General features: G+C 59.4%; 22 protein-coding genes. 11 read left to right on the plus strand and 11 right to left on the minus strand.

From position 1 onward, the window contains the following. Window positions 1–51: 51 nt before the first annotated feature. The 7 genes from folK to dksA form a co-directional block, all read right to left on the minus strand. Entirely contained in the window at window positions 52–537 is a 486-nt protein-coding gene (folK, locus tag AC07YV_RS23340; protein WP_102701628.1) for a 2-amino-4-hydroxy-6-hydroxymethyldihydropteridine diphosphokinase, read from the minus strand. A 3-nt stretch (window positions 538–540) separates the two neighbouring features. Then, window positions 541–1,941, minus strand: a complete 1,401-nt coding sequence (locus AC07YV_RS23345) for a polynucleotide adenylyltransferase PcnB (RefSeq protein WP_173900847.1) — start codon at window positions 1,939–1,941, stop codon at window positions 541–543. An 818-nt stretch (window positions 1,942–2,759) separates the two neighbouring features. Beyond that, window positions 2,760–4,199, minus strand: a complete 1,440-nt coding sequence (locus AC07YV_RS23350; RefSeq protein WP_102701631.1) for a sigma-54-dependent transcriptional regulator — start codon at window positions 4,197–4,199, stop codon at window positions 2,760–2,762. Window positions 4,200–4,221: 22 nt separating this feature from the next. After that, on the minus strand, window positions 4,222–7,176 hold the full coding sequence (locus tag AC07YV_RS23355) for a sensor histidine kinase (RefSeq protein WP_007971103.1): 2,955 nt from the start codon (window positions 7,174–7,176) through the stop codon (window positions 4,222–4,224). Beyond that, a complete protein-coding gene (locus AC07YV_RS23360) occupies window positions 7,160–7,336 on the minus strand; it encodes a hypothetical protein (RefSeq protein ID WP_003176118.1) in 177 nt (58 codons plus the stop codon). The genes AC07YV_RS23355 and AC07YV_RS23360 overlap by 17 nt, the downstream gene beginning before the upstream one ends. Before the next feature lie 77 nt (window positions 7,337–7,413). Continuing rightward, window positions 7,414–8,310, minus strand: coding sequence for a tRNA glutamyl-Q(34) synthetase GluQRS (gluQRS, locus tag AC07YV_RS23365; protein WP_102701632.1), 897 nt, complete (start codon window positions 8,308–8,310; stop codon window positions 7,414–7,416). Window positions 8,311–8,513: 203 nt separating this feature from the next. Beyond that, window positions 8,514–8,954: an RNA polymerase-binding protein DksA gene (gene dksA / locus AC07YV_RS23370; protein WP_007971100.1), complete on the minus strand. Its 441-nt coding sequence runs from the start codon at window positions 8,952–8,954 to the stop codon at window positions 8,514–8,516. A 334-nt stretch (window positions 8,955–9,288) separates the two neighbouring features. Here dksA and AC07YV_RS23375 point away from each other — a divergent pair, with 334 nt between their 5' ends. Further along, window positions 9,289–10,461, plus strand: coding sequence for a pyridoxal phosphate-dependent aminotransferase (locus tag AC07YV_RS23375; RefSeq protein WP_102701633.1), 1,173 nt, complete (start codon window positions 9,289–9,291; stop codon window positions 10,459–10,461). After that, entirely contained in the window at window positions 10,461–11,174 is a 714-nt protein-coding gene (gene sfsA / locus AC07YV_RS23380; RefSeq protein WP_102701634.1) for a DNA/RNA nuclease SfsA, read from the plus strand. Before AC07YV_RS23375 ends, sfsA begins: the two co-directional genes overlap by 1 nt. Here sfsA and AC07YV_RS23385 read toward each other — a convergent pair. The 4 genes from AC07YV_RS23385 to AC07YV_RS23400 all read right to left on the minus strand — a co-directional run bounded on the left by AC07YV_RS23385 (window position 11,171) and on the right by AC07YV_RS23400 (window position 14,470). Further along, the gene (locus AC07YV_RS23385; protein ID WP_015096854.1) at window positions 11,171–11,488 is read right to left on the minus strand and encodes a Rieske (2Fe-2S) protein; all 318 of its coding nucleotides are present in this window, start codon (window positions 11,486–11,488) and stop codon (window positions 11,171–11,173) included. The two genes, sfsA and AC07YV_RS23385, sit on opposite strands and share 4 nt — an antisense overlap. Window positions 11,489–11,955: 467 nt before the next feature. Then, window positions 11,956–12,228, minus strand: a complete 273-nt coding sequence (locus tag AC07YV_RS23390) for a TfoX/Sxy family protein (protein ID WP_007971093.1) — start codon at window positions 12,226–12,228, stop codon at window positions 11,956–11,958. A 250-nt stretch (window positions 12,229–12,478) separates the two neighbouring features. Continuing rightward, complete coding sequence (locus tag AC07YV_RS23395; protein WP_102701635.1) at window positions 12,479–12,823, minus strand: pentapeptide repeat-containing protein; 345 nt, start codon at window positions 12,821–12,823, stop codon at window positions 12,479–12,481. Window positions 12,824–12,913: 90 nt separating this feature from the next. Next, window positions 12,914–14,470 (minus strand): bifunctional aminoglycoside phosphotransferase/ATP-binding protein, encoded by a 1,557-nt coding sequence (locus AC07YV_RS23400; RefSeq protein ID WP_102701636.1) that lies wholly within the window; start codon window positions 14,468–14,470, stop codon window positions 12,914–12,916. A 115-nt stretch (window positions 14,471–14,585) separates the two neighbouring features. On the opposite strand from AC07YV_RS23400, the gene mrcB reads away from it, so the two are divergent. From mrcB to msrQ, 9 genes are all read left to right on the plus strand, one after another. Continuing rightward, a complete protein-coding gene (gene mrcB, locus AC07YV_RS23405; RefSeq protein WP_102701637.1) occupies window positions 14,586–16,904 on the plus strand; it encodes a penicillin-binding protein 1B in 2,319 nt (772 codons plus the stop codon). Window positions 16,905–16,920: 16 nt separating this feature from the next. Further along, window positions 16,921–17,658, plus strand: coding sequence for a tetratricopeptide repeat protein (locus tag AC07YV_RS23410; protein ID WP_102701638.1), 738 nt, complete (start codon window positions 16,921–16,923; stop codon window positions 17,656–17,658). Further along, window positions 17,658–17,993 (plus strand): YqcC family protein, encoded by a 336-nt coding sequence (locus AC07YV_RS23415; protein WP_102701639.1) that lies wholly within the window; start codon window positions 17,658–17,660, stop codon window positions 17,991–17,993. The genes AC07YV_RS23410 and AC07YV_RS23415 overlap by 1 nt, the downstream gene beginning before the upstream one ends. Window positions 17,994–18,476: 483 nt before the next feature. After that, a complete protein-coding gene (locus AC07YV_RS23420) occupies window positions 18,477–20,201 on the plus strand; it encodes an acetolactate synthase 3 large subunit (protein WP_015096847.1) in 1,725 nt (574 codons plus the stop codon). A 2-nt stretch (window positions 20,202–20,203) separates the two neighbouring features. Continuing rightward, complete coding sequence (gene ilvN / locus AC07YV_RS23425; protein WP_003176102.1) at window positions 20,204–20,695, plus strand: acetolactate synthase small subunit; 492 nt, start codon at window positions 20,204–20,206, stop codon at window positions 20,693–20,695. Between the two features lie 45 nt (window positions 20,696–20,740). Continuing rightward, complete coding sequence (gene ilvC / locus AC07YV_RS23430; RefSeq protein WP_003228216.1) at window positions 20,741–21,757, plus strand: ketol-acid reductoisomerase; 1,017 nt, start codon at window positions 20,741–20,743, stop codon at window positions 21,755–21,757. Between the two features lie 144 nt (window positions 21,758–21,901). Continuing rightward, window positions 21,902–22,756 carry a CDP-diacylglycerol--serine O-phosphatidyltransferase gene (pssA, locus tag AC07YV_RS23435; RefSeq protein ID WP_102701640.1) on the plus strand — a complete coding sequence of 285 codons (855 nt, stop codon included), beginning with the start codon at window positions 21,902–21,904 and terminating at the stop codon, window positions 22,754–22,756. A gap of 58 nt (window positions 22,757–22,814) precedes the next feature. Then, window positions 22,815–23,828: a protein-methionine-sulfoxide reductase catalytic subunit MsrP gene (msrP, locus tag AC07YV_RS23440; protein WP_102701641.1), complete on the plus strand. Its 1,014-nt coding sequence runs from the start codon at window positions 22,815–22,817 to the stop codon at window positions 23,826–23,828. Next, window positions 23,828–24,442, plus strand: a complete 615-nt coding sequence (gene msrQ / locus AC07YV_RS23445) for a protein-methionine-sulfoxide reductase heme-binding subunit MsrQ (protein WP_102701642.1) — start codon at window positions 23,828–23,830, stop codon at window positions 24,440–24,442. The genes msrP and msrQ overlap by 1 nt, the downstream gene beginning before the upstream one ends. Window positions 24,443–24,589 lie beyond the last annotated feature (147 nt).

Below are 24,589 nucleotides of genomic sequence, written 5' to 3' on the forward strand. Positions count from 1 at the left end.
TGGCTGAAACACCGCTATCGCGAGCAAGCTCGCTCCCACAGGGGATTTGGGTCAGTTCGGGGGCAGGCGTTCCAGGCCGACGAACGGGCATGCCTTGAGCAGTTCGACCAGGGTTCGGCCATCGGCGAGTTGCAAATCCGCAGGTGCCAGTTCCGCCAGCGGATACAGCACAAAGGCCCGTTCCTGCATGTGGTAGTGGGGAACCTTGAGGCGCGGCTCGTCGATCAGGCGATCACCGAACAGCAGGATGTCGAGGTCCAGCGTACGCGGTCCCCAGCGTTCAAGGCGCTCGCGACCCTGGCCGTTTTCGATGGCCTGCAAGGCATCCAGCAATTCCAGTGGCGCCAGCATGCTGTCGAGAGCGGCCACCGCATTGGTGTAGCGCGGTTGTCCGGGAAGCAGCGAGTCGCTTTGATAAAACGCAGAAACCCCGACCAGTCGGGATTGCGGCAAGGACGCCAGCGCCTCGGCGGCGCTGCGCAATTGTTCGGCGGGGGCAGCCAGATTACTGCCCATGCCGATGTAGATGCGTTCCATGGATTACTCGCCCGAGCTGCTCGAAGCGCCAGCGGCGCGCTTGCGCTTGGAACCACCACTGCGGCGACGCTTGCGCGGGGCGCCGGTGCCTTCTTCCTTGCCGCTGAGGTCGCGGATCATGTCGCGGCGCTCGCTTTCATTGGCGTCCTGATAGTCGGTCCACCATTCGCCGAGGCCGTCAGTCTGCTCGCCTGCACTCTCGCGCAACAACAGGAAGTCATAGCCGGCGCGGAAGCGCGGATTGTCCAGCAACAGATCGGCACGCTTGCCGCTGCGGCGCGGCAGGCGTTCCTGCATGTCCCAGATCTCGCGGATCGGCATGGTGAAGCGTTTCGGAATCGCGATTCGCTGGCACTGTTCGGCAATCAGCTCATGCGCCGCTTCCTGCATCGCCGGAATCGGCGGCATGCCACGCTCCTGCAGACGCAGGACGCGCGCCGGCAGGGCAGGCCAGAGCAGGGCCGCAAACAGGAACGCCGGGGTGACCGGTTTGTTCTGCTTGATCCGCAGGTCGGTATTGATCAGGGCTTCGCTGATCAGGGTGTGGGTGTAGGTCGGGTTGTATTCCAGTGCTTCGGCGCTGGCCGGGAACAGTGGATCGAACAACTGCAGGTCGACCAGCATTTCAAACGTATCCGCGGCGTGGCCGGAGAGGAACAGCTTGAGCACTTCTTCGAACAGGCGAGCCGACGGGATCTCGCGCAGCATCGGCGCCAGGTCGCGGATCGGCAGGGCGCTGTGTTTTTCGATACCGAAGTTCAGCTTGGCGGCGAAACGCACGGCCCGCAGCATGCGTACCGGGTCTTCCTGGTAGCGTTGCTTCGGATCGCCGATCAGGCGGATCAGGTGATTGCGGATGTCGTGTACGCCGTTGGCGTAGTCGAGGATGCGCTCGCTGACCGGATCGTAATACAGGGCATTGATGGTGAAGTCGCGACGTTGCGCGTCTTCTTCCAGGGTGCCATAGACGTTATCGCGCAGGATGCGCCCGCTTTCGTTGCGCGAAGACTGGTTGCTGTCTTCCTCGTCTTCGTTTTGCGGGTGATTGGCACGGAAGGTCGCGACTTCGATGATTTCGCGGCCGAAGTGGATGTGCACCAATTTGAACCGACGCCCGATGATTCGCGCGTTACGGAATTCGGCCCGCACCTGCTCGGGGGTGGCGCTGGTGGCAACGTCGAAGTCTTTCGGTGTAATGCCCAGCAACATGTCGCGCACGCAGCCGCCCACCAGGTAAGCCTGATAACCGGCGCTCTGCAGGCGTTCAACGATATTCACCGCGTAGCGGCTGAATTGCGCCTTTTGCAGCGAGTGTTGGCCGCTGTTGAGCACTTCAGGCGTGCTGCGAATGTGTTGCGTAGGACGCTTGGGAGAACGGAATGACTGGAACAGCTTCTTCAGCATGGGATGCACTGTTTGAAGGAATATTCGGCCATAACAGAAGAATGACCGCATGATGGGCGGGGATTCTAGCATTTAGTCGGGGGATGGTGTAGGACACAGCAGATATGAGCTGTAAGGCGCAGGATGTAGGAGCGAGCTTGCTCGCGATGGACGTGAACGATTACGCGTAAAACCAGATGCCCCGATGTGCCTGTGGGATTTTCGCGAGCAGGCTCGCTCCTACAGTGATACGCGGGTTTTTCTGAATCGCGGAAACTACAAGGGGAGCCGAAGCTCCCCAAGAAGTAGTTGCATGCTCTATTTTTATTTTTGGTTTCGGGCTTTTTGTTTTTGTTAAGTGCCCTTGTCATGAAGCTTTCCTTCATGACCCTCCCAATCGGGAGCCAAGAGCAAACGGATTGCTTTGGTCGCTGAATTGCAGTGATCTTTCGATCCAACCAGTACAGGCTCTGTCTTAGGACAGTTTTTGTTGTTCTCGGCCTGGTCGTGGGGCAAGCCCCAAATACAACGCCTCTCCAAAAGAATCAGTTAGCTGCGCCTCTCGCCGTCTTGTTTTTATTGTGCGTGAGTCGATTCGTCTTATTTTTATTGTCTTGTGCATTGCTTGTTATTGTTCTTGTACCAAACATATAGCAGGGTGCGTGCCAACTTTTGCGAAACCCAATAAAACAAGGGGTTAGGTCGGCTGCCAGGCATTTCGAAGGCGAAAAAAAGCCGGGGCTTCGTTACCGTAAGCCCCGGCTTCTGTTACGTGAAAAAACTGAGGTAACAGTTTTTTCACAAAGTCACGTGTTACCCGCACATGAGACAGGTGGGGTTCAGCTTTCGCTGGCCACCCCGGTCTTGCGCCGCGGGATGCCCAGGCGCTGACGGCGCTCCCACAGGCATTTGCGGCTGACCCCGAGTTTGCGGGCCAGCTCGGTTTCAGTCATGTGGTCCTGATGCTCGAGGACGAAATGCTGGAAGTAGTCTTCCAGGGAGAGGTCTTCGGTCGGTTCGTGGTTGCTGTTACCGGCGTTGCTGTTGCCCTGTTGGGGGGGCAGGCCAATGAATTCGTCATCTTCCAGGTCGCCCAGTTCGATGTCGATGCCCAGCAGCTCGGCGGAGATTTCCGGGCTTTCGCACAGGATAACGGCGCGCTCGACGGCGTTTTCCAGTTCACGGACGTTGCCCGGCCAGGAGTAGTGACGAATGGCTTGCTCGGCATCCGCGGCGAACTTCAGGTCGGTGCGGTTGATTCGCGCACTTTGCCGCGCCAGGAAGGCGTTGGCGATTTCGTTGACGTCCGCACCGCGTTCGCGCAGGGCTGGCAGCTTCAGCGCAATAACGTGGAGGCGGTAATACAAGTCTTCGCGGAACTGGCCGATCTTCGCCAGGCTCTTGAGGTCGCGGTGAGTCGCGGCGATCAGGCGCACATCGACTTTTTGCGACTGCACAGAACCTACGCGACGAATTTCGCCTTCCTGCAATACGCGCAGCAGGCGAGCCTGGGCTTCCAGCGGCAGTTCGCCAATTTCGTCGAGGAACAAGGTGCCGCCGTCCGCCGCTTCCACCAGGCCGGCGCGCCCGGCGCTGGCGCCGGTGAATGCGCCTTTTTCGTGGCCGAACAGTTCGGACTCGATCAGGCTTTCCGGAATGGCTGCGCAGTTCACCGAAATCATCGGTGCCTTGGCGCGTCTGGACAGGTTGTGCAGTGCGCGGGCCACCAGTTCTTTACCGGTGCCCGATTCGCCCTGGATCAGCACATTGGAATCGGTCGGCGCGACTTTGCGGATCTTGCCATACAGGTCCTGCATCGGCGGGCATGAGCCGATAATGCCGATTTCACCGTTGCTGTTGTCGGCACCGGACTTCGCCGCACCATTGGCGGCTTTGCCGGCAACCGCTTCACCACCGGTTTGTGCCGTTTGTCGGTCACGCAGGATGCGTGCGGCGGCTTGCAGCATTTCGTCGTGGTCGAATGGCTTGGCAATGTAATCCACCGCACCCATTTTCATCGAGTCGACGGCCGAGCGCAGGCTCGCGTAGCTGGTCATGATCAGCACCGGCGTACCTTGGGCGAGCTTGATCAACTCTGTGCCAGGCGCGCCCGGCAAGCGCAGGTCACTGACGATCAGATCGAACGAGGGAATGGTGAAGCGTTCTTGTGCTTCCTGCACTGAACCGGCTTCGCTGACCTGGTACTGGTTGCGTTCCAGCAGGCGGCGCAAGGCGGAGCGGATAATGGTTTCGTCTTCGACGATCAAAATGTGCGGCATTGATTCGATACTCTCGACGGTCTCAGTTCACAGCGGACGTCGCTTCGACATGACGCGGCAAGGTAACCCTGATTCGGGTGCCGCGTTGGCTTTGAACATCAGCCGGGCTGTCGATGGTGATTTGTCCATAATGCTCTTCAACGATGGAATAGACCAGTGCAAGGCCCAGACCGGTGCCTTCGCCAGGGTCCTTGGTGGTGAAGAAAGGTTCGAACAATCGGTCCATGATGCTCGACGGAATACCGCTGCCTTCGTCCTCCACGATCAGATCGACCGTGTGTTCGCCGGCTTCGCTCTTGACCCGCACCGCACTGCCGGGAGGCGATGCGTCACGGGCGTTTGAGAGCAGGTTGATCAACACCTGGGCCAGCCGTTGCGGGTCGCCTTCGACCCAGTGCTCGGGGTCGCACAGGTTGTAGAACTGCACTTCGAAATTGCGTCGGTTCAGTGCCAGCAGGCCGATGGCATCCTGGGCCACTTCGGCCAGACAGACGGGCTCGTCGCTGTGCTGATGGCTGCCGGCATGGGCAAAGCTCATCAGCGACTGGACAATGCGCGACACGCGCTTGGTCTGCTCGAGGATCTGCCCGCTGATCTCCTTCAGCTCGCCGTCTTCCTCGCGTTCTTCGCGCAGGTTCTGCGCCAGGCACGCGATACCGGTGATCGGGTTGCCGATTTCATGGGCCACGCCGGCCGCCAGGCGACCGATGCTCGCCAAGCGCTCGGAGTGCACCAGTTTGTCCTCGAGCATCTGGGTTTCGGTCAGGTCTTCCACCAGCAACACCAGGCCACTGTTGCCCGGTGCCAGGGGTTCGTCGATCGCCGCTTTGTGCAGGTTCAGCCAGCGTGTCTGGCCGTCGAGGGCCAGGTGCTGCTTGTGCAAGTGCTCGTCCGGCAGATTGATGAAGCCTTGCAGCAGTTCTTTCCACGGATCGGCAATGGTGCTCAGGCGCGAACCGACCACGCGCTGCGCAGCGATGCCGGTCAGCTCCTCCATGGCCTTGTTCCACATGAGGATTTCCTGATCTTTCGCCAGCGAACACACGCCCATCGGCAATTCCTGCAGGGTCTGGCGGTGATAGCGACGCAGGGCATCGAGTTCGGCGGCCAGACCGGTCAGGCGCGAGTGGTAGTCCTCGAGTCGACTTTCGATGAAGTGAATGTCTTCGGTCACGTAGTTTTCGCCACCTGCCTTGTAGGGCAGGAACGTTTCGACCATGTCCTGGGCCACGCTCGGCCCCATCAGGCCGGAGAGGTTGGCTTCGATGCGGTCACGCAAGCGACGCAGGGCATAGGGTCGGCGTTCGTCGAATGGCAGATAAAGGTCGCGCAGTGCCTGTTCCACTTCTTTCTGCGCCGCTTTTGCACCCAATGGTTTTGCAAGCTGCGTGGCGAATTCCTGGGGCGAGGCGGCGTGCAGTTCGCGGCGTTGCGGGCGGCGCACGTTATCCACGGCGCAGGCTTCGGCAGCGCTGGCCTCTTCGGTGCTGGCGTTGGTGAACAGCGAGATCAGGGTAAACATCAGTACGTTGGCCGCCAGCGAGGCAATCGCCGCCATGTGCCAGCTGGTGTCGTCCAGCACGTAGATCATGTTCAGCAGCGGAATGTAGAAGCCCTGCAGGTTGCCGACCAACGGTAACAACATGGTCACCAGCCACACCAGTATCCCCGCCAGCAAGCCGGCGATGAAGCCGCGACGGTTGGCGGTCGGCCAGTACAGGACCGAGAGCACGCCCGGCAGGAACTGCAACGTGGCGACGAACGCGACGATGCCGAGGTTGGCCAGGTCCTGTTCGGCGCCGAGCATCAGGTAGAAGCCGTAGCCAGCCATGATGATCGCGACAATCAGCGCCCGGCGGGTCCACTTCAGCCAGCGGTAGATGTTGCCTTCGGCCGGTGGCTGATAAAGCGGCAGCACCAGGTGGTTCAAGGCCATCCCGGACAGCGCCAGCGTGGTGACGATGATCAGGCCGCTGGCGGCGGACAGCCCGCCGACATAGGCCAGCAATGCCAAAGCCTTGCTGTTGGCGGCGATGCCGATGCCCAGCGTGAAGTATTCCGGATTGGTGGTGGCGCCCAGTTTCAGGCCGGCCCAGAGAATCAGCGGCACCGCCAGGCTCATCAGCAGCAGGAACAGCGGCAGGCCCCAGCTCGCACTGACCAGCGAACGCGGGTTGAGGTTCTCGGTGAAGGTCATGTGATACATGTGCGGCATCACGATCGCCGAGGCGAAGAACACCAGCAACAGGGTGCGCCACGGGCCTTCCTGCAAAGGCGTGTGCAGGGCCGCGAGCGCGGTCTGGTTTTGCAGCAGCCAAAGCTCAAGCTGTTGCGGGCCGTCGAACACGCCGTAAAGCGCATACAACCCGACACCGCCGAGGGCGATCAGCTTGATCACCGACTCGAAGGCAATCGCGAACACCAGGCCTTCATGCTTTTCCCGGGTTGCGATGTGGCGGGAGCCGAAGAAAATCGTGAACAGCGTAATCAGTGCGCAGAAACTCAGGGCCACGCGATTTTGTACGGGCTCGCGGGTGAGGATGCCGATGGAGTCAGCGACCGCCTGAATCTGCAGGGCCAGTAACGGCAATACGCCGACCAGCATGAAAATCGTGGTCAGCGCTCCGGCCCAGGTGCTGCGGAAGCGGAAGGCAAATAAATCCGCCAGGGACGACAGTTGATAAGTGCGGGTGATCTTCAGGATCGGATAAAGCAACACCGGCGCCAGCAGAAAGGCCCCGGAAACGCCCAGGTAGCTGGACAGAAAGCCGTAGCCGTACTGATAGGCCAGGCCCACGGTGCCGTAAAACGCCCAGGCACTGGCATAGACGCCCAGTGACAGGGTGTAGGTCAGCGGGTGGCGAATGATCGCCCGGGGAATCATGCCCCGTTCACTGATCCAGGCCACACCGAACAGCACCGCCAGGTACGCGGCGCTGATCAGGATCATCTGGGTCAGGCTAAAGCTCATCGGCATCTTTTTGACTCTGCAGGATGAAGGTCACGACGATCAGAATCAGCCAGAGCAGATAAGGGCGATACCAGGCGCCAGTGGCGTCGATCCACCAATCCATGATGGCCGGGGAAAACAGGTAAATGCCCACTACCAAAAGCAGGACCAAGCGATAGATGTACATCCCGGCCTCTCTTTTTTATGTGCGTGCCCGAAAACGTGCGGCGATGGTAACGGATGGGCGCGCCACTGCAAGTGCGATCACAGCAGCTGTGCCTCGGGCAGGCTCAGTGTGCGCGGGATCAGCAAGGCATCCCAGTGGGCAATGCCCCAGTTCAGCACTTCCCGTGGCGTGGCATCAATCAGTTCGGTTCCCGGGTTCTGTCCCAGTGCACGCAGCGCCCGCAATAACAGTGGCGTTGCCTGATCCTTGGTCAACGGCGGCGAACGGTAGGATTTACCGAGTTTATGGCCATCAGGCTGAGTAATCAGCGGGATATGCAGATAACGCGGTTGCGGCAGGCCGAGCAGTTCTTGCAGGTACAACTGGCGGGGCGTGGAGTCCAGCAGGTCGGCACCCCGAACGATGTCGGTGATGCCCTGCCAGGCATCGTCCAGGACCACGGCCAGTTGATAGGCGTAGAGCCCGTCGCGGCGGCGGATCACGAAATCACCGACTTCCCGGCCCAGGTGCTGGCGGTACTCGCCCTGCACCCGGTCGAGGAAGTGGTACTCCAGCTCCGGTACGCGCAGGCGGATGGCGGCATCATCGGCGCCATGGCCGGCATTGCGGCACAGCCCCGGATAAATCCCGTGATACGGTTCCAGCTGTTTGCGCGAACAGGTGCAGGCGTAGGCCAGGCCGTGATTGAACAGGCGATTGAGCACCTCGGCGTAGGCGTCGTGCCGCTCGCTTTGGCGAACCAGGTCACCATCCCACTCGAAGCCATAGCTTTCCAGGGCCTTGAGAATGGCCGCCTGGGCGCCGGGTTCCTCACGGGGCGGGTCGAGGTCTTCCATGCGCATCAGCCAGCGTCCGCCCACCGAGCGCGCATCGAGGTAAGAAGCCAGCGCTGCGACCAGAGAACCGAAATGCAGATGGCCACTGGGCGTGGGGGCAAAGCGCCCGATGTAGGTGGATGAGGCGATGGCAGTCATAAGGGCAGTGTTACTTTTTCCAGGCTTGCGCTAACCACCTTGTGGGAGCGGGCTTGCTCGCGAAGACGCCATCAGCCTCAACATCAATATAGGCTGATGCACCGCTTTCGCGAGCAAGCCCGCTCCCACAGGTTTGCTGCTGAGGCGAATTTTAGAAACAAAAACGGAGCGTTCGCACGCTCCGTTCTTCGTTCAAGTCGCAATTACTTGCCGACTTGCTTTTCCTTGATTTCCGCCAGGGTCTTGCAGTCGATGCACAGGTCGGCGGTAGGACGCGCTTCGAGGCGCTTGACGCCGATCTCGATGCCGCAGGATTCACACCAGCCGTACTCTTCGTCTTCGATCAGTTGAAGGGTCTTGTCGATCTTCTTGATCAACTTGCGTTCACGATCGCGGGCACGCAGTTCGAGGGCGAATTCCTCTTCCTGGCTGGCACGGTCTGCCGGATCAGGAAAGTTGGCCGCTTCGTCCTTCATGTGGTCCACGGTCTTGTCGACACCTTCCATCAGCTCTTTTTTCCACTGATTCAGGACCTTGGTGAAGTGCTTGCGCATGGGCTCGCCCATGTACTCTTCGCCAGCTTTCTGAACATAGGGCTCGAAGCCGCTGATTGCCTGGTTTTGCTGCTTTGCTTGGGTGGACATGAAATAGACCGCCTCTACTCTTGTAATCCATCTGCGCAGGATTGCTCCATCACCGACACCTGCCGGCCCTGCGGCTGCAAGCGGGCGAACTTACCAGATCAACTCGGGCCGCGCTACTCCCGGATGTCGAGCTTGCGGCTCATGGTGCTTGCCAATGATGACAAACCGTTGTCTGGCGGCTCCGGAACCCTGCTCAACTATTGATTTTAGTCAAACCTTGCGCACACGCTTGAATCGTTTGTAGTCAGGGTTATAAGCCCTCTGACCGCTTTAGGTTCTCGCTCGTTCCTGCGCTTGGGTAGAATCGGTTTTTTTCCCAGTTGAAGGAAGGCCAATGGCTCAGTCCTACAGTGCCCGCAGTCGCGCGATCGAACCTTTTCATGTCATGGCGCTGTTGGCGCGGGCCAATGAATTGCAGGCGGCTGGCCACGATGTGATCCACCTGGAAATCGGCGAGCCGGACTTCACCACCGCCGAACCGATCATCCAGGCCGGCCAGGCTGCGCTGACAGCGGGGAAGACCCGTTACACCGCCGCGCGCGGCATTCCGGAACTGCGTGAGGCCATTTCGGGCTTTTATCAGCAGCGTTATGGCTTGAACATCGACCCTCGGCGCATCCTCATCACACCCGGCGGGTCCGGCGCGTTGCTGCTGGCCAGCGCTTTACTGGTAGACCCCGGCAAGCACTGGCTGCTGGCGGACCCGGGCTACCCCTGTAACCGGCACTTCCTGCGACTGGTCGAAGGCGCCGCGCAATTGGTGCCGGTCGGTCCGGAGGTGCGTTATCAATTGACGCCCGGCCTGATCGAGCGTCATTGGGATCACGACAGTGTGGGCGCATTGGTGGCGTCGCCGGCCAATCCGACCGGCACGATCCTGACCCGCGATGAACTGGCGAAACTGTCTGTCGCGATCAAGGAGCGCCACGGTCATCTGGTGGTCGACGAGATCTATCACGGCCTGACCTACGGCACCGATGCGGCCAGCGTGCTGGAAGTCGACGACAGTGCCTTCGTGCTGAACAGTTTTTCGAAGTACTTCGGGATGACCGGTTGGCGGTTGGGATGGCTGGTCGCCCCTGACGCTGCCGTCGGTGAGCTGGAAAAACTCGCCCAGAATCTCTACATCAGTGCTCCAAGCATGGCGCAGCACGCCGCGCTGGCCTGTTTCGAGCCGGCAACCATCAGTATTCTCGAAGAGCGTCGCGCCGAATTTGGCCGGCGTCGGGATTACCTGCTGCCGGCCTTGCGTGAGTTGGGCTTCGGCATTGCCGTGGAACCGGAAGGGGCATTCTACTTGTACGCTGATATCAGCAAGTTCGGCGGCGATGCCTTCGCGTTCTGTAAACATTTTCTCGAGACCGAACATGTGGCCTTCACCCCGGGGCTGGATTTCGGGCGTTATCAGGCCGGGCATCATGTGCGGTTCGCCTACACGCAAAATCTCGAGCGTTTGCAGGAAGCGGTCGAGCGCATTGCCCGTGGGTTGCGGAGTTGGCAAGGCTGATGCGATTTCATCCCCCCCTCGAAGAAGGTCGCCTGATTCGACGCTACAAGCGTTTTCTCGCCGATATCGAAACCGTTGACGGCGAGTTGCTGACCATTCACTGCCCGAACACAGGTTCGATGCTCAATTGTCAGGTCGAAGGCGGACAGGTCTGGTTCAGCCGCTCCAACGACCCGAAACGCAAGTTGCCCGGCACCTGGGAGATCGGCGAAACCCCGCAAGGGCGGCTGTTTTGCGTGAACACCGCCCGGGCCAATGGTTTGATCGAAGAGGCGCTGCGAGCGGGCATCATCACGGAATTGAACGGGTTTACCGGACTAAAGCGCGAAGTGGCTTATGGTCAGGAAAACAGTCGTATCGATTTCCGGCTCGATTACCCCGAAGGACCTGCCTACGTCGAGGTCAAAAGCGTGACCCTGGGTTTCGACGGTACGGCGGTGGCGGCGTTTCCCGATGCGGTCACCCAGCGTGGCGCCAAGCATCTGCGGGAACTGGCCCACTTGGCCAGGGACGGTATTCGCGCGGTGCAGTTGTACTGTGTTTGCCTGACCGGCATCGAGGCCGTGCGTCCGGCGCAGGAAATCGATGCGGCTTATGCGCAGGCTTTGCGTGAGGCTATTGAGTGTGGGGTCGAGGTGCTGGCTTACGCTGTGAGCTTGAATCACCAGGAAATGCTGGTCGACCGGCGTCTGGACGTGTTGCCGGGCGGCTAAAGGCTGATCCAGATCCCTTGTTCATCCTCGCGGCAGGCCACTCTGGTCAAGGCTTGCCCCGCACAAGGGCCGGCGACGCATTCACCGTCTTCGATCAGGAACAGTGCGCCATGGGTGGCGCATTGGATCAGGCTGTTGCTGGGGTCGAGAAACTGGTCGGGATGCCACTCCAAGGCCACACCCCGGTGTGGGCAGCGATTGATGTAGACATGGACCTGGCCGCTGCGGCGCACCGCAAAAAGCTTTTGGCCGTCAATGTCGAAACCGCGACTGCTGTCATTGACCAGTTCGGCACCTGCACAAAGCAACTTCATCTCTATCCTCAGTCCCGCAGCTCGTGACCGGATATGTCCGGGCTTGACGGTTAAATGCGATCAATTGGCCGTCTTGCCCGCCGGGGACAACTGCCTATCGTCGAGGATACTTGGCCTGACCGTTCGATGCCCGGGAAACTGTCATGCGTCTGACCACCCGCATTGTGGTGATCGGCAGGGCGCATCCATCGCCGAATCCCGTCAGTACTTTTCCACAGGCAAAAAAAGACCCGGCAAGAGCCGGGTCAAATAACCGTGATTAGCCTGATGAGGAGATAATCTGAGAGTCCGAACCAAGGGCTATTCAGAAAATCGACCAGTCTCGCGACCAGTTGTGATAATCATATCGATTCTCATTACCAAGTCAACCGCTGTTTTTTGATTTCATTGCGATTTGCCGAATTTACTTCTGCAGGCCCCGTAATCATTGGGTTTCAGGTTGCAAAACTTCGGAAATATTTGTCGGCTCAGTTCTTGTGGCGTGAAGAAATGGCTTCCAGTTGTTTGTTCAACGCTTCCTTGCGCTCGGCAGGAATGTCATTCCAGTGAACGTCCATCAGGGCACCTTCAATCGCGTACAACAACACCTTGGACGCCCGAAAACCGCGCGTACGCACGGCCCGATAAGCATCCACCGCCCCGAGGCGACGCAAGTCCGATGCGCTATGGATGCCCACGGCATGCAGCCATTGCGCTGACGTCTTGCCAAGATTCTTCAGGTGTTGCAGTTCATCATTCATCAAGCCTCCTTGCGATGGCCGAATGGAGAGCGTGGGCAATCTTCTGAGGAGTGTAGCCATCAGTAGGAAAAGCGTGATTGTTTGCTCGTTTTCGACGCAAATGCTTCTAAGAGACACGTGTTGGCAGGGTGTTGAAGGTCGGCGAACGCGCAAAAAAAAGGGGTAGGGGAGAGCAATCAGGGATGGCGAGTGAATGTCCCCGCAGTCCAGTGCAATGGGGGGCACTGGACCTGTCTGCCGGCAACAGTGATCAGCGTGTGCGGTAGCGCAATCGCGTGCCGAAGTTCATCGACATGAGGATTTCGTCGGCACTCAGTTCCACTGGAAAGTAGGTACCGGAGATTTGCGCGTGGGCCAGGCTCGCGCCTTCCAGGTTCGCTTTGCGAAAATCGATGCCGCGCAAGTCGGCGGAACGGAAGTAGGCGTCGCTGAAGTCCACACCGTCGGCATTCAGTTCGCGCAGGTCCAGCCCCCGGAAATCGCCACCCACCATGTCGATGGGGCCATCCTTGGGGCGCTCGCTGTTAAAGCCTCTGATGTCGTCTTTGTGCAGCAGGGCATAAAGCGGAGTGTCGAGAAGTTTTGGCTGGCTCATGTCGCATCACCTGATGGTTTTATGACGCCAGTATAGTGCCACTGTTTGACAGTCGTGAGGCCTGCGAGGGCCTCACGACTGAAATAGTTTTTACAGGCCCGGCAGGCGCTGGCGAATCTGTTCCACAACGGTATCCAGAGTCCCGCTTTCATTGGTCTGGACGCGCTTGCTGCAGAGGATTTCTGCGGGGGTCAGCGCCTCACGGCTGGCTTGTTGGGCTTCGATCACGGCCAGAGTGGCGTCGGACGGGTCCTTCTTGTCGGCCTGGCGCACGGCCAGCCAGCTTTCGATCACGGCCTGTGGTGCATTGCAGTCGAGGATCAGGAAGGGTGCACCCGTGGCCTCGGCCACCTTCGCCGCACTGTCACGCTGCTCACGCTTGAGATAAGTGGCGTCGACCACCACCGGGAAGCCCGCATGCAGAATGACGTCGGCGATTTCGTGCAGGCGGGCATAGGTCGCCGCGCTGGCGTCGGCGCTATAGATGCCGGCCTGTACATCATTCTCGACGGTCTGCTCGCCGAACAGGCGCTTGCGCTCGACATCGGAGCGCAGGCGAATCGCGCCCAGGGCTTCGACCAGGCGCATGGCGACATGGCTTTTACCGACTGCGGAAACGCCGCTGGTAATGGCCATGAAGCGCGAAGGAATGGTGCTGTAGCTTTCCGCGAGGTTGGCGTAGTTGCGGTACTGGCGCAGGGTCGTGGCGCGCTGCACCGCAGTGGCGTCGGCCGGCATGCTGAACAGGGCGACCTTGGCGCGAACCAGGGCGCGGTAGGCTTTATAGAAGTTCAGCAGCTCGAGGCCGCGATAGTCGCCGGTCAGCTCCAGGTACTGGCTGACGAAACGGCGCGCCAGGCACTTCAGGCCGCGATCTTCCAGGTCCATCGCCAGGAAGCCGGTGTCGGCATAAACGTCGGTAAAACGGAACGGCTCGTTGAATTCGATGCAGTCGAAGATCACGACCTTGCCGTCGATCACGGTAGCGTTACCCAGATGGATGTCACCGTGGCATTCACGAATGAAGCCTTCGGCCTTGCGCTGGGCGAGCAGTGGTTTGAGGCGCTCGAAGCTGCTTTCGGCCCAGGCTTGCAGGGCGTCGAGTTGCAACAGGTCGGCTTTATCGCTGAGGAACGGGCGGATCTGCTCGAAGTTCTGCCGTACCGGCGCCATGACGCTGTCCGGGGTGCCGGCTTCGTGCCCGGCCGGCACTTTTGGGGCGTTGAGGTGGAAGCGGGCGATCTGCTCGGCCATCTCGTCGATGTGCGCGGTGGTCAATTCGCCATTGGCTTGCAGGGTGCTCAATAGTCCGCTTTGCGGGAACTGGCGCATCTTCAGCAGATATTCGATGGCTGGCCCTTCGCCGCCCAATTGCGGAGCCTCGGCGCTGCCGGTGACGGGCAACACTTCCAGGTACAAATCGTCGGTCAGGCGCTGGTTCAGGCGCAGCTCTTCAGTACAAAAATGTTCGCGTGCCTCAAGGCCGGTAAAGTCGAGAAAACCGAAGTTGACCGGTTTCTTCACTTTATAAGCGAAGGGGCCGGTGAGAATGACCCAGGAGATATGGGTTTCGATGACCTGGAATCCTTCTACCGGGTGCGGGTAGAGGGCAGGGTTTTGCAGGGCAGCGATCAAGGTCTGGCTCACAGGCGATCCTTCAGAGTCTGGAAAATCAAGGCCGTCATTATGGCTGCAAGTCCGCTTGACGCAAACCTCGGAGCGCTCCTGTTGAGTATGAATAAAGTGCGTATAATCCGCCGCCATGACTCGTACTCGAACTCCCCGTACCCCAAAAAAACCACCCTCCAGGGGCCTGCGCCCGTGGCTGGGCTGGGCCATTAAACTCAGTCTGGTCGGCCTGGTAGTGCTGGCCGGATTCGCCGTTTACCTTGATGCAATTGTCCAGGAAAAGTTTTCCGGCAAGCGCTGGACGATTCCGGCCAAGGTTTACGCTCGTCCCCTCGAGCTGTTCGTCGGACAAAAGCTGAGCCGGGATGATTTCCTGACCGAACTCGATGCCCTGGGTTATCGCCGTGAAAGCGTGGCCAACGGCCCGGGCGCGGCGTCGGTGAACGGCAATACCGTTGACCTGAACACCCGTGGCTTCCAGTTCTATGAAGGCATGGAGCAGGCGCAACCGGTGCGGGTGCGTTTCTCCGGCGATTACGTGGCCGAGTTGGCGGGGGCAAAAGGCTCGAAACTGTCGGTGGTGCGCCTGGAGCCGCTGCTGATCGGTGGCCTGTACCCGAAAAACCTCGAAGACCGGATCCTGATCAAGATCGATCAGGTGCCGCCGTATCTGCTGGAAACGCTGGTGGCGGTCGAGGACCGCGATTTTTATCATCACTTCGGTGTTTCGCCGAAGTCGATCGCCCGAGCGATCTGGGTCAACGGTTCATCCGGCCGCATGCGTCAGGGCGGCAGTACCCTGACTCAGCAGTTGGTCAAGAACTTCTACCTGACCAACGAGCGCAGCCTGAGCCGCAAGCTCACCGAAGCGATGATGGCGCTGCTGCTTGAACTGCATTACGACAAACCCGAAATCCTTGAGGCTTACCTCAACGAAGTGTTTATCGGGCAGGACGGTCAGCGCGCGGTGCACGGTTTCGGTCTGGCCAGCCAGTTTTTCTTCAGCCAGCCGCTGGCCGAACTCAAGCTGCATCAAGTCGCACTGCTGGTGGGGATGGTCAAAGGGCCGTCTTCCTATAACCCTCGCCGTTATCCGGAGCGTGCCCTTGAGCGGCGCAACCTGGTACTCGATGTGCTGCAGGAGCAGGGCGTCGCGACTGCCGAGCAGGTTGAGGCGGCGAAGAAAATGCCGCTGGGCGTGACCAAGCGCGGCAGTCTGGCCGACAGCTCGTTCCCCGGCTTCCTCGATCTGGTCAAGCGTCAGTTGCGCGAAGACTATCGCGACGAAGACTTGACCGAAGAAGGCCTGCGCATCTTCACCAGTTTCGACCCGATCCTGCAGATGAAGGCTGAAGCCTCGGTCAACGACACCTTCAAGCGCCTGGCCGGGCGCAAGGGGTCCGATGACGTCGAGGCGGCCATGGTCGTGACCAACCCGGAGACCGGCGAAGTACAGGCCATGATCGGCAGTCGCCAGGCCAGTTTTGCCGGGTTCAACCGGGCGCTGGATGCTGTGCGGCCGATCGGCTCGTTGATCAAGCCGGCGGTGTACCTGACCGCGCTGGAGAAGCCGAGCCAGTACACGTTGACCAGTTGGCTGTCGGACGAATCTTTCTCGGTCAAGGGCGCCGACGGCCAGGTCTGGAAGCCGCAGAACTATGATCGTCGCTCTCACGGTACCGTCTTCCTCTATCAGGGGTTGGCGCATTCCTACAACCTGTCGACCGCGCGTCTCGGCCTGGCGGTCGGTGTGCCGAACGTCCTGAAGACGGTGGAGCGCCTGGGGGTGTCTCGTGAATTCCCGGCCTTCCCGTCGATGTTGCTCGGCGCTGGCGGGATGACGCCCATCGAAGTGGCGACCATGTACCAGACCCTCGCCAACGGTGGCTTCAATACACCGATGCGCGGGATTCGCAGCGTGCTGACGGCCGAAGGCGAGCCGCTCAAGCGTTATCCGTTCCAGATTCAGCAGCGTTTCGATCCGGCCTCCATTTACCTGATCCAGAGCGCCATGCAGCGCGTGATGCGAGAAGGTACCGGCAGCTCGGTTTACAACGTGTTGCCAAGAACGCTGAACCTCGCGGGTAAAACCGGCACCAGTAACGACTCGCGAGACAGTTGGTTTGCCGGTTTCAGCCAGGACTTGCTGGCGGTGGTCTGGCTGGGGCGCGACGACAACGGCAAGACGCCATTCACGGGCGCCACCGGGGCCTTGCAGGTCTGGACCAGCTTCATGCGCAAGGCCGACCCGTTGCCGCTGGACATGCCGCAGCCGGATAATATTGTTCAGGCCTGGGTGGATTCGCGAACCGGGCAAGGTTCTGACGCCGGTTGCCCCGGTGCCGTGCAGATGCCGTATATTCGCGGCAGCGAACCGCCTCCCGGCGCCGCTTGCGGTGGTGAAAACCCTGCGGAGTCGGTGATGGACTGGGTCAAGGGCTGGATGAATTAAGCAAAGAGGATTTCAAGTGAACAAGTGGTTGATTCCAGCGGTTGCCGCCGTAGCTTTGCTCAGCGGTTGCTCTACCGTCCAACGTGGTTCGATTCCGGTTGTGGATTCCGGCACCGCGGTGTCCAACAGTGAGCGGATCTCGGCCAATGGCGGCTTCCGCCAGACGACCGTCAAGCGCCCTGTACAAGGTCAGTCGCAGACCCAGGCGATTCCGCAAGGTGACAGCGGCGTCGTGGTGATGGTGCCAGGCGCAGCAACGACTTCAACGCCAATCAGCACTACGCCTATTACCCCGGGGCCGATCACGCCGGGGCCGATTGACACGTCGCCGGTACAGTCGGCGCCGATCAACCAGGGCAGCTACAGCATGCCGTCGTCGCCAAGCGGGATTCCGTCGGCCAGCTCGGGCGGGCTCTCTGCCGATGAGCAGCTGGACGGCCCGGTACTGGCTTTGCTGACCACCGCTCAACAGCAACAGGCGAGCGGTGATCTCAACGGTGCCTCCTCCAGCCTTGAACGCGCCCAGCGCGTTGCTCCGCGTGAACCGCAGGTGCTGTACCGTCTGGCGCAGGTGCGGATGGCTCAAGGCGATGCAGCCCAGGCCGAGCAGTTCGCGCGCCGGGGGCTGACCTTGGCCAATGGGCGTCCGGCCCTTCAGGCCAACTTGTGGGAGCTGATTGCCCAGGCACGTGAAAAGCAGGGTGACTCCCAGGGCGCGGCACTGGCGCGCCAGAAGGCCAAGGTAACGCTGTGATGGATGCGCGCTTTCTGAAAATCGCCGATCAACTGCTGTTGATCGAGCGCGAGTTGCGGGTGCAAGGCTGGTGGGATGACGTCTCGCCATCGGCCGAAGCGCTTTCCAGTGTCGAGCCGTTTTCGGTCGATACACTGGATTTCGAGCAATGGCTGCAATGGATCTTCCTGCCGCGCATGAAGATGATCCTCGAGCAGGATCTGCCGCTACCCAATGCTTCGGGCATTCAGGAAATGGCTGAGATGGTCTTTGCCGGACGCAATGTCCAGGGCAGGGATCGGCAGTTGCAGGTATTGCTCAAAGAGTTTGATCAGTTGATCACAGCCTCTCGCTGAGCCAGAAGCTGCCAGCGTCCGCTGGCAGTTGTCCACAATCTCTCTCTATTTTGTCGGCCGCTGCAGGGTAAGCGCATGCGCGTGCCAATTTTTTGCCAAAAGTTGCGCAATCGAAGCTAACACGCGGCGGATTTACGGGTTTTTTCTTGCGTTCTCATGTGCTTAGTAGAATAAAGCTCATAGACGACTTGACTTGCGAAGGGCGAAACAGAAGAATCCAAAGTCCGCTGTACAGGGACTGCCAGAAGCAGACCCTCTCAGCAGATCATGAGGCGCATATCCGCGTCGACCTGTTACACCCGCAACGCGTTACCTCGCGCTGGGTGGGAAAGGCCCGCAACACTTGGGACGATCCCAATACTTGCTCAGTCAGTGCTGACGTAGTCGGCGACCACCGTCGCTCATGCTCTGCTGAGAAGTAAACCTATTAAGACCCGTCCCATTTTTCGTGGGCGGTATTCTGGCGTTTTAGAGGTGAGCAACGTGGAGCTTTTATCTGGCGGTGAGATGCTCGTCCGCTTTTTGCGCGACGAAGGCGTCAAATATATCTACGGGTACCCGGGTGGTGCTCTTCTTCATGTTTACGATGCCCTGTTCAAAGAACCGGAAGTGACCCACATCCTGGTTCGTCACGAGCAAGCGGCTACCCATATGGCTGACGGCTACGCCCGTGCCACCGGTAAAGCCGGCGTGGTACTGGTGACTTCCGGGCCGGGCGCGACAAACGCCATCACCGGTATTGCCACGGCCTACATGGACTCCATTCCGATGGTGGTCATTTCCGGCCAGGTGCCGAGCACCATGGTTGGCACCGACGCATTCCAGGAAACCGACATGATCGGTATCTCCCGGCCGATCGTGAAACACAGCTTCATGATCAAGCACGCGTCGGAAATCCCGGAAGTCATGAAGAAAGCCTTCTACCTGGCGCAATCCGGTCGCCCTGGTCCGGTCGTTGTCGATATTCCGAAAGACATGACCAACCCGGCCGAGAAGTTCGAATACGTCTTCCCGAAAAAAGCCAAGCTGCGCTCCTACAGCCCGGCTGTTCGCGGTCACTCCGGTCAAATCCGCAAGGCGGCAGAGATGCTTCTGGCGGCCAAGCGTCCTGTGTTGTATTCGGGCGGCGGCGTGATCCTCGGCGGTGGTTCCGCACCACTGACCGAACTGGCGAAGATGCTCAACCTGCCAGTGACCAATACCCTGATGGGCCTCGGTGGCTACCCTGGCACCGACCGTCAGTTCATCGGCATGCTTGGCATGCACGGCAGCTACACCGCCAACCTGGCGATGCACCATGCTGACGTGATCCTCGCTGTCGGCGCGCGTTTCGACGACCGTGTCATCAACGGCGCGTCGAAGTTCTGCCCGAACGCCAAGATCATTCACATCGACATCGACCCGGCTTCGATCTCCAAGACCATCAAGGCCGACGTGCCTATCGTGGGTCCGGTCGAGAGTGTCCTGACCGAAATGGTCGCGATCCTCAAGGAAATCGGCGAGACCCCGAACAAGGAGTCCGTTGCCAGCTGGTGGAAGCAAGTCGATGAGTGGCGCGGTGATCGTGGCCTGTTCCCTTATGACAAGGGCGACGGCAGCGTCATCAAGCCGCAGGCCGTGATCGAAACCCTGTGCGAAGTGACCAAGGGCGATGCCTTTGTAGCCTCCGACGTGGGTCAGCACCAGATGTTCGCGGCGCAGTACTACACGTTCAACAAGCCGAACCGCTGGATCAACTCCGGTGGCCTGGGCACCATGGGCTTCGGTTTCCCGGCGGCCATGGGCATCAAGCTGAGCTTCCCGGATGACGACGTCGTTTGCGTCACCGGCGAGGGCAGCATCCAGATGAACATTCAGGAGCTGTCGACCTGTCTGCAATACGGTTTGCCGGTCAAGATCGTCATCCTGAACAACGGTGTGCTGGGCATGGTTCGCCAGTGGCAGGACATGAGCTACGGCAGCCGTCACTCTCATTCCTATATGGAATCGTTGCCTGACTTCGTCAAACTGGCAGAGGCCTACGGTCACGTTGGCGTGCGTATCACCGATTCGAAGGACTTGAAGTCGAAGATGGAAGAGGCGTTCGCCATGAAGGATCGCCTGGTGGTGATCGACATTTCGGTCGACACCAGCGAGCACGTCTATCCGATGCAGATCAAAGACGGCTCCATGCGCGATATGTGGCTGAGCAAGACGGAGCGTACTTAATCATGCGGCACATTATTTCCTTGCTTCTGGAAAACGAACCCGGCGCTCTGTCTCGCGTGGTTGGCCTGTTCTCGCAGCGCAACTACAACATCGAAAGCCTGACCGTGGCCCCAACCGAAGACCCGACCCTGTCGCGTCTGACGCTGACCACTGTCGGTCACGATGAAGTCATTGAGCAGATCACCAAGAACCTGAACAAGCTGATCGAAGTGGTAAAACTGGTCGACCTGTCGGAAAGTGCTCACATCGAGCGCGAACTGATGTTGGTCAAGGTCAAGGCCACCGGCGCCCAGCGCGCCGAGATCAAGCGCACTACCGATATTTACCGTGGGCAGATCGTAGATGTCAGCGCCAGCGTGTATACCGTTCAACTGACCGGTACCAGCGACAAGCTCGACAGCTTCATTCAGTCCATCGGCACCGCCTCGATTCTGGAAACCGTCCGTAGCGGCGTGACCGGCATTGCCCGCGGCGACAAAGTACTCAGCATCTAAACCAAATTAGCGAACGGCCTGAACGGCCTGATATAGGGGAAATTCATGAAAGTTTTCTACGATAAAGACTGCGACCTGTCGATCATCCAGGGCAAGAAAGTTGCCATCATCGGTTACGGTTCCCAAGGCCACGCTCAGGCGTGCAACCTGAAAGATTCCGGCGTTGACGTGACTGTAGGCCTGCGTAAAGGTTCGGCTACCGTTGCCAAGGCAGAAGCCCATGGCCTGAAAGTGACCGACGTTGCTTCGGCTGTTGCAGCTGCCGACCTGGTCATGATCCTGACCCCGGACGAGTTCCAGTCCTCCCTGTACAAGAACGAAATCGAGCCGAACATCAAGAAAGGCGCCACCCTGGCCTTCTCCCACGGCTTCGCGATCCACTACAACCAGGTTGTGCCGCGCGCTGACCTCGACGTGATCATGATCGCGCCGAAGGCTCCAGGCCACACCGTACGTTCCGAATTCGTGAAGGGCGGCGGTATCCCTGACCTGATCGCTATCTACCAGGACGCCTCGGGCAACGCCAAGAACGTTGCGCTGTCCTACGCTGCCGGCGTTGGCGGCGGTCGTACCGGCATCATCGAAACCACTTTCAAGGACGAGACCGAAACCGACCTGTTCGGCGAGCAAGCCGTTCTGTGTGGCGGTACCGTTGAACTGGTAAAAGCCGGTTTCGAAACCCTGGTTGAAGCTGGCTACGCGCCAGAAATGGCCTACTTCGAGTGCCTGCACGAACTGAAGCTGATCGTTGACCTCATGTACGAAGGCGGTATCGCCAACATGAACTACTCGATCTCCAACAACGCCGAATACGGCGAGTACGTGACCGGCCCGGAAGTTATCAACGCCGAATCCCGTCAGGCCATGCGCAACGCCCTGAAACGTATTCAGGACGGCGAATACGCCAAGATGTTCATCAGCGAAGGCGCTACCGGCTATCCTTCGATGACCGCCAAGCGTCGTAACAACGCCGCTCACGGTATCGAAATCATCGGTGAGCAACTGCGCTCCATGATGCCGTGGATCGGTGCCAACAAGATCGTCGACAAAGCTAAAAACTAAGTCACGCCCTTGTACGAAAAACGCGGCTTAGGCCGCGTTTTTTCGTTTGGGAGAGCGGTTCTGGTATAAAGCTGCATCGTTTGCGGCCGAACCGTCGTCCCAGACACCTGTCCAAACTTTCCACCCCGTTGCAAGGTAATGTCCATGAGCGAACGCCCCGAAGAGCCAAACCAGGCTTCTGACGCCGAAAGCCTGCTGCCCATCGATGAACATGTCGAGGAGGGCCATGACGCTGAAGGTCGTAAAGTCCGGCATCGTGGTATCTATCTTCTGCCGAACCTGTTTACCACTGCGAACCTGTTCGCAGGGTTTTACTCCATCATCAACTCGATGAGCGCCCAGGCGGCCCTGAGTGCGGGTGACTCGGCCAATGCGAGCAAGTATTTCGCGTTTGCGGCCATCGCGATCTTCGTTGCGATGGTGCTCGATGGCCTTGATGGCCGCGTGGCCCGCATGACCAATACCCAGAGCGCCTTTGGTGCCGAGTATGACTCGCTGTCGGACATGGTTGCCTTTGGTGTCGCACCGGCGTTGCTGGCCTTCGGTTGGGCGCTGGGTGACATGGGCAAGGTCGGCTGGATGGTCGCCTTCGTTTATGTCGCGGGTGCGGCGCTGCGTCTCGCACGTTTCAATACTCAGGTCGGTACGGCGGACAAGCGCTACTTTATCGGCCTGGCCAGCCCGGCGGCGGCGGGTGTTGTTGCAGGCATCGTCTGGGCGTTCAGCGATTACGGTATCCAGGGATCGAAGATGTCCTTCCTGGTTGCGCTGATGGTGGCTGCGGCCGGCATGCTGATGGTCAGCAACATCAAGTACAACAGCTTCAAGGAGCTGGACCTGAAGGGGCGCGTGCCGTTCGTGGCGATTCTCGCGGTGGTGCTGGTGTTTGCCGTGGTGTTCAGTGATCCGCCGCGCATCCTGTTGCTGGTGTTTCTCGCCTATGCAGCCTCTGGCCCGGTTCAATACCTGTTACGTCTTCGCCGTAACAAGAGCGCGTAATTTCCCTCATACTCCGCAGTCTATGGGTGCACCTGTCCTCCAGAGCTGCGGAGTAACCATGCTGATCAAAGTCACCAGAACGTCCGACTGCCATGAGTCGGACGTCACACCTGAATCCCTCTATCTTTCTCGACGCAATGTGCTCGGCGCCACGATTGCCGGTTTCGCCCTGGGCAGCCTGCCGCAATGGGCCAGCGCTGGCGATGCTGCGCGTTACCCGGATGTCGAACCCGGCAAGGCGCCTTCCTGGTTCAGCGAAAAACTTCCTGCTACCCAGTGGGGTGCGGTCAACGTCAAGGATGAGGCGATCACGCCGTTCAAGGATGCGACCCACTACAACAACTTCTACGAGTTCGGCACCGACAAGGGTGATCCGGCCGCCAATGCCGGCGCGCTGAAGACTGAGCCGTGGTCGGTGGTTGTGGACGGGGAGGTGGGCAAGCCAGGGCGGTATGCGCTGGAGGATTTCATGAAGCCGTACCAGCTTGAGGAGCGAATCTACCGACTGCGTTGCGTGGAAGCCTGGTCGATGGTCATTCCCTGGATCGGCTTTCCCCTCTCGGCGTTGCTCAAGGAAGTAGAGCCGACCTCGAAAGCCAGATTCATCCGCTTCGAAACCCTGCAGGACCCCAAAAGCATGCCGGGCCAGCGCTCGGGTTTTGCCTTGATCGACTGGCCCTATATAGAAGGGCTGCGTCTGGATGAGGCGATGAACCCCTTGGCGATTCTTGCGGTAGGCATGTACGGGCGTGAGTTGCCTAATCAAAACGGCGCGCCGTTGCGTTTGGTGGTGCCCTGGAAATATGGCTTCAAGAGCATCAAGTCCATCGTGCGCATCAGTCTGGTCAGCGAGCAGCCGAAAACCACCTGGCAGAGTATTGCTCCGGATGAGTATGGCTTTTATGCGAACGTGAATCCCACGGTTGATCATCCTCGCTGGACTCAAGCTCGTGAACGCCGCCTGCCGAGCGGTTTGTTCAAGCCCAATGTGCGCGACACGCAAATGTTCAACGGCTATTCAGAGGAAGTTGCCTCTCTATATACGGGGCTCGACCTGAGGAAGAATTACTGATGCGCTATCCGTTTTGGCGTATCGGTGTCTTTGTCGTGGTACTGGTGTGGCCGCTGCTGTGGTTGTCTCAGGCCTGGGGGGATGTCCTCGGGCCGGATCCGGGCAAGGTACTGGTCGATCGATTGGGGTTGGGGACGCTTGTTCTGCTGCTCGTGACTTTGGGTATGACGCCTTTGCAGAGGCTCACCGGTTGGCCAGGGTGGATTGTTGTGCGGCGACAGTTGGGGTTGTGGTGTTTTGCCTATGTAGTGCTCCACCTTAGTAGCTATGCCGCATTCATTCTTGGTTTTGACTGGTCGCAATTGGGTGTCGAGTTGCGCAAGCGGCCTTACATTATTGTCGGGGCGCTGGGCTTTCTTGGTTTGCTGGCATTGGCGGTGACGTCCAATCGATACAGTCAGCGGCGATTGCGGGCGAGTTGGAAGAAGTTGCATCGCCTGGCTTACGTCATTCTCGGGCTTGGATTGCTGCATATGCTCTGGATTGTGCGTGCCGACCTCAAAGAGTGGGTGATCTATGCGTCTATAGGTGCGTTGTTGTTAGTGCTGCGGCTACCGCCCGTAGCTCGTCGAATCCCTCGTTTAACGGCTAAAAAGGCCTCTTCTGCCAAATAGGCGTAAATAGGTGTTGACGGCAGATTCTGGAGGCCTATAATTCGCCCCACTTCCGGCGCAGTCGAAACGGAAAACTCCTTGATAAACAAAGAGTTACGCAGTTTTCGGCAGCAGGTTGCTTCAGGTCATCGAAGCCGAAAGGAAGTT

It is taken from the genome of Pseudomonas sp. GW456-E7 (assembly GCF_059424105.1).